This is a genomic window from Kumtagia sp., from assembly GCF_059502445.1.
On sequence record NZ_JCACER010000043.1, the window covers coordinates 1 to 4,643 of the forward strand.

The following is a 4,643-nucleotide window of genomic DNA, read 5'->3' on the forward strand; positions in this document are numbered from 1 at the left end:
TGGATTCCGGGTTCCGCTGCGCGGCCCCGGAATGACGGTCATCATCGGCATATGCCGCGTGCGGGGAGAGATGTCCGGCAGGACAGTGGGGCGGCGCCGGCGGGTCGGACACGCAGCCGGCGGTGCTCCATTGTGCACCTACCGTCCGCCGTCGCCATCGCGATGGCGGGCGGCGAGACGCTGCGACACGGCGAGCCCGATCATCATCGCAACGGCGACGAAGAGCAGGAGCACCGGGTAGAGCAGCAGCCGGATGTCGTCCTGCGAGACCTTGAAGACCAGCACCAGGCCCTCCAGGAAGACCGCGATCGAGATGATCGAGATGAACTTGTGGAAACTCGCCCGCGGCAGGAACTCGCGGTCGCGGTTGCGCCAGTCGCGCACCTCCTCGTCGAAGATGTGCTTGGTGACGTCGAGGATGGCGATGGCGATGACGACATAGCCGACCGCATCGATGACGATGTAGCCGAAATCGCCCGACGCCAGCGTCTGGTTGGCGTTCATGAGCGCCTTCACCAGCTGATAGGCGGCATAGCCGATCAGCGCCATGGCGAGCGCCACCAGCAGCGCCGCCGCGGCCGCGAACATCACACGGCTTGCCTGTTCCATCGATTCCCCTCGCTTCGAGCACGCACCCTCGACGGCGCGATCGAGCTTATACCGGAAAGCGAGGAAGCGAATCCAGGCGGCCGTTCGCCCCTCCACCACGCTTCGCGTGGTCCCCCCGTAAACGGGGGAGGATCACGGGCGCGGCCGGCCGCAACGCCCGGATCCTCCCCTGCGAAGCGGGGGAGGGGAACCGCCGAAGGCGGTGGAGGGGGCGTCCTGGCTTACGCCGACAGGTTCTTCACGATCGGCAGCTTGCGCACCGTGCGGCCGGTAGCGGCCCTGAGCGCGTTGGCGACGGCCGGGCCGATCGGCGGCACGCCGGGCTCGCCGACGCCGGTGGGCGGCTCGTCGGAGGCGACGATGTGCACCTCGACCTTCGGCATCTGGTCGATGCGCAGCGGCGTGTAGGTGTCGTAGTTCTCCTGGTCGACCACGCCGCCGGTCAGCGTCAGCTCCTCCTGCAGGATGGCGCCGAGGCCGAAGCCGACGCCGCCTTCCATCTGCGTCCGAATCTGGTCCGGGTTGATGGCGATGCCGCAATCGACCGCGCAGACGACCCGCTCGACGGTGAAGTCGTTGCCGCCGCGATAGGCGATCTCGACGACCTGCGCGACATAGGTGGCAAAACTCTCGTGCAGCGCCACGCCGCGGAAGCGGCCTTCCGGCAGCGGCGTGCCCCATCCGGCCTTTTCCGCCGCGAGCCTGAGCACGCCGGCGTGGCGCGGATGCGCATCCAGCATCGACAGGCGGAACTCGACGGGATCGCGGCCGGCGGCGGCGGCGAGGTCGTCGACGAAGGTCTCGATCACATAGGCGGTGTGGGTCGAGCCGACGGAGCGCCACCACAGCACCGGAATATTCACATCTGTGGTGGTGAGGTCGACCTTCACGTTGGGGATCGCATAGGGCAGGTTCGAGGCGCCCTCGACCGAAGTGGCGTCGATGCCGTTCTCGACCATCGCGGCGAAGGGCGAACCGCCGAGGATCGACTGGCCGACGATGTGGTCGGACAGCGCGACGAGCTTGCCGTCCTTGTCGAGGCCGCCCCTGACGGCATGCACATAGGCCGGCCGGTAGCGGCCGCCGCGCATGTCGTTCTCGCGGGTCCACTGCACCTTGACCGGTCTGCCGGGGCCGAGCGCCTTGGCCACCGCGACCGACTCGACGATGAGGTCGCCGTCGGAGACGGCGCGCCGGCCGAAGCTGCCGCCGGTCTTCAGGACGTGCAGCCGGATCTTGTCCGGCGTGGTTCCCGCCACCTGCGCGGCGATCGCCTGGTAGAGGTCCGGCATCTGGTGGCCGCCCCATATGTCGACGCTGCCGTCCTCGCCGATGCGGGCGACCGCGTTGAGCGGCTCGATCGACGCATGCACCAGATAGGGGAACTCGTAGTGCCCCTCGACCACCTTGGCGGCGCTTGCGAGCGCCGCCGCCGCGTCGCCGTCGTTGCGGGCGCTGGCCGCCGGCGGGCCGTCGGCGAGCCGGTTGTACTCCGCCATGATCTCGGCGGTGCCGCGCGTCTCGGCCTTCGAGTCATCCCATTCGACGGTGACCGCGTCGCGGCCCCGCAGCGCCGTCCACATGTTGGTGCCGACGACCGCGATGCCGCGCGGCGTCTCGACCACCTCGACCACGCCGTCCAGCGCCTTGGCCTTGCCGGCGTCGAAGCTTTTCACCGTCGCCCCGAACTTCGGCGGGTGGATCATCACGGCGGTGAGCAGCCCGTCCATCTTCACGTCGATCGTGTAGGGCTGGGTGCCGTTGGCCTTGCCGGGGGAATCGTAGCGCTTGAGCGTGTCCGAACCGATCTGGGTCCACTTGTCGCGGGATTTCAGCGGCACGTCCCGCGGCACCGGCAGCTCGGCAGCCGCGGCGGCCAATTCGCCGAAGCTGGCGCGCTTGTCCGACCCGTGCGAAACGACGCCGGCGGCGACCGCGATCTCGGCTTCGGGCACGTTCCACTGCTTCGCCGCGGCCGCGACAAGCATGGCGCGCGCCGCGGCGCCGGCCTTGCGGTAGCGCTCCCAGGACGAGGTCATGGAGGTGGAGCCGCCGGTGCCCTGGGCGACGCCGCCCCAAGCCAGATTGCCGTAGAGCGCCGGATTGCCGGAGCCGCCGACGACGTCGACCTGCTTCCAGTCGCCGTCGAGCTCTTCCATGACCAGGGTGGCGATGCCGAAATAGGAGCCCTGCCCCATCTCGAATTGCGAGGAGCGGATGACGATCCGGCTCTCCGGCGTGATCTCGACATAGGTCTGGAACGGATTGCCGGCGTCGGCGGCCGCCGGCGCGGGCTGCGCGCCGGCCGGCTCGGCGGCGAGGAGGCGGTAGCCGACGGCGAGGCCGGCGGCCGCCGCGGCGGTACCGAGCAGGAACTGGCGGCGGCTCGGCCACACGCTGCTGGGATCGATGCGGGATTGCAGCATGGCTCAGGCCTCCAGGCGGTGGGCGGCTTCGTGGATCGCGGCGCGGATGCGCTGATAGGTGGCGCAGCGGCAGAGATTGCCGCTCATCGCCGCATCGATGTCGTCGTCGTTGGGTTTCGGCGTCTCGGCAAGCAGCGCGGTGGCCGACATGATCTGCCCGGACTGGCAGTAGCCGCATTGCGGCACGTCGAGATCGGCCCAGACCGCCTGGACGGTCTCGCCGACCTTGCCGGCCAGGCCCTCGATGGTGGTGATGCTGGCGCCTTCGATGTCGCCGACCATGGTCTGGCAGGAGCGCGTCGCCACGCCGTCGATATGGACGGTGCAGGCGCCGCATTGTGCCATGCCGCAGCCGAATTTCGTGCCGGTCAGGCCGACAATGTCACGGATCGCCCACAACAGGGGCATTTGCGGGTCGGCGTCGAGGCTTCGCGCCTCGCCATTGAGGGTGAAAGCGACCATTCTTATTCTCCAGATGGAAGGAAATAGAATTCGAAGATGGGCTGTCGCATTCCGCCTCGGCTGGCTGGCCAAACGACAGGGTCGAGGCGTAGCTATTCGCGCACGTAGGACCGCCGGCGGGGATCAACAAGGCTGGCCCAAACTGATCGCGGGATCGTGAAGAGGCGACCGGCCGCAACCCTCAGACGAACAGCGCCCGCTCCTTCTCCACGGCCTGGGCGATGAAGCCGGCCACCGCCTGGATGCGCGACAGGCCGCGCATCGATTCGTGATAGACCAGCCAGTAGGCGCGGCGGATCGGCGGCGCGGCGGCGACCTCGACGAGGTCGGCATGGCGGCGGGCGATGAAGGTGTGCAGGATGCCGATGCCGGCGCCCGAGCGCACCGCCTCCACCTGGCCGAGCGCCGAGGAGATGGCGAAGCGGCTCTCCCAGTGCGGGCTGAACTCGCTGGCATAGTCGAGCGTCGGGCTGAACACGAGGTCGGGCACGTAGCCGACCAGCCGGTGCGCCGAAAGCCCGGCCGCATCGTCGGGCAGACCGCGCGCCTCGGCATAGGCGCGCGCGGCGAACAGGCCGAGCGAATAGTCGACCAGCTTGACCGCCACCAGCCGGCCCTCGGTCGGCCGCTCCGTGGTGATGGCGATGTCGGCCTCGCGCCGCGACAGCGAGAAGGAGCGCGGCACCGGCACCAGCTGGATCCTGAGTTCCGGGTGGAGTTCGGTGAGCTGGCCGAGCCGCGGCGCCAGGAAGGCGACGCCGAAACCGTCCGGCGCGCCGATGCGTACGGTGCCGGAGACGGCGTCGCCCTCGCCCGCCACCTCGGCGCGGGCGGTGATCATCTCCGCCTCCATGCGCTCGGCAACGCTGAGAAGGCGCTCGCCGGCCGGCGTCAGCTCGCTGCCGGTGGTGAGCCGGCGAAACAGTTTTGTCCTGAGCGCCTCCTCCAGCGCGGCGACACGCCGCGACACGGTGGCGTGGTTGAGGTCGAGCCGCTTGGCCGCGCCGAGGATCTGCCCGGCGCGGGCAACGGCGAGGAAGATGCGCACGTCATCCCAGTTCATGGGACGGCATCCTCGTTGGGCGAAGGTTGCGCTCCTCCGCACCCCCCTCTGTCCTGCCGGACATCTCCCCCGCAAGGGGGGAG

4 protein-coding genes are annotated in these 4,643 nt (G+C 69.5%); all 4 read right to left on the bottom strand.

What is annotated here, in order from left to right:
- Window positions 1-138: 138 nt before the first annotated feature.
- Window positions 139-609, bottom strand: a complete 471-nt coding sequence (locus AC5JDC_RS14990; protein WP_495842289.1) for a GNAT family acetyltransferase — start codon at window positions 607-609, stop codon at window positions 139-141.
- Between the two features lie 221 nt (window positions 610-830).
- A complete protein-coding gene (locus tag AC5JDC_RS14995; RefSeq protein ID WP_495842291.1) occupies window positions 831-3,035 on the bottom strand; it encodes a xanthine dehydrogenase family protein molybdopterin-binding subunit in 2,205 nt (734 codons plus the stop codon).
- A 3-nt stretch (window positions 3,036-3,038) separates the two neighbouring features.
- Complete coding sequence (locus AC5JDC_RS15000) at window positions 3,039-3,497, bottom strand: (2Fe-2S)-binding protein (RefSeq protein WP_106773034.1); 459 nt, start codon at window positions 3,495-3,497, stop codon at window positions 3,039-3,041.
- 181 nt (window positions 3,498-3,678) lie between these two features.
- Complete coding sequence (locus AC5JDC_RS15005; RefSeq protein WP_106773035.1) at window positions 3,679-4,560, bottom strand: LysR family transcriptional regulator; 882 nt, start codon at window positions 4,558-4,560, stop codon at window positions 3,679-3,681.
- Window positions 4,561-4,643 lie beyond the last annotated feature (83 nt).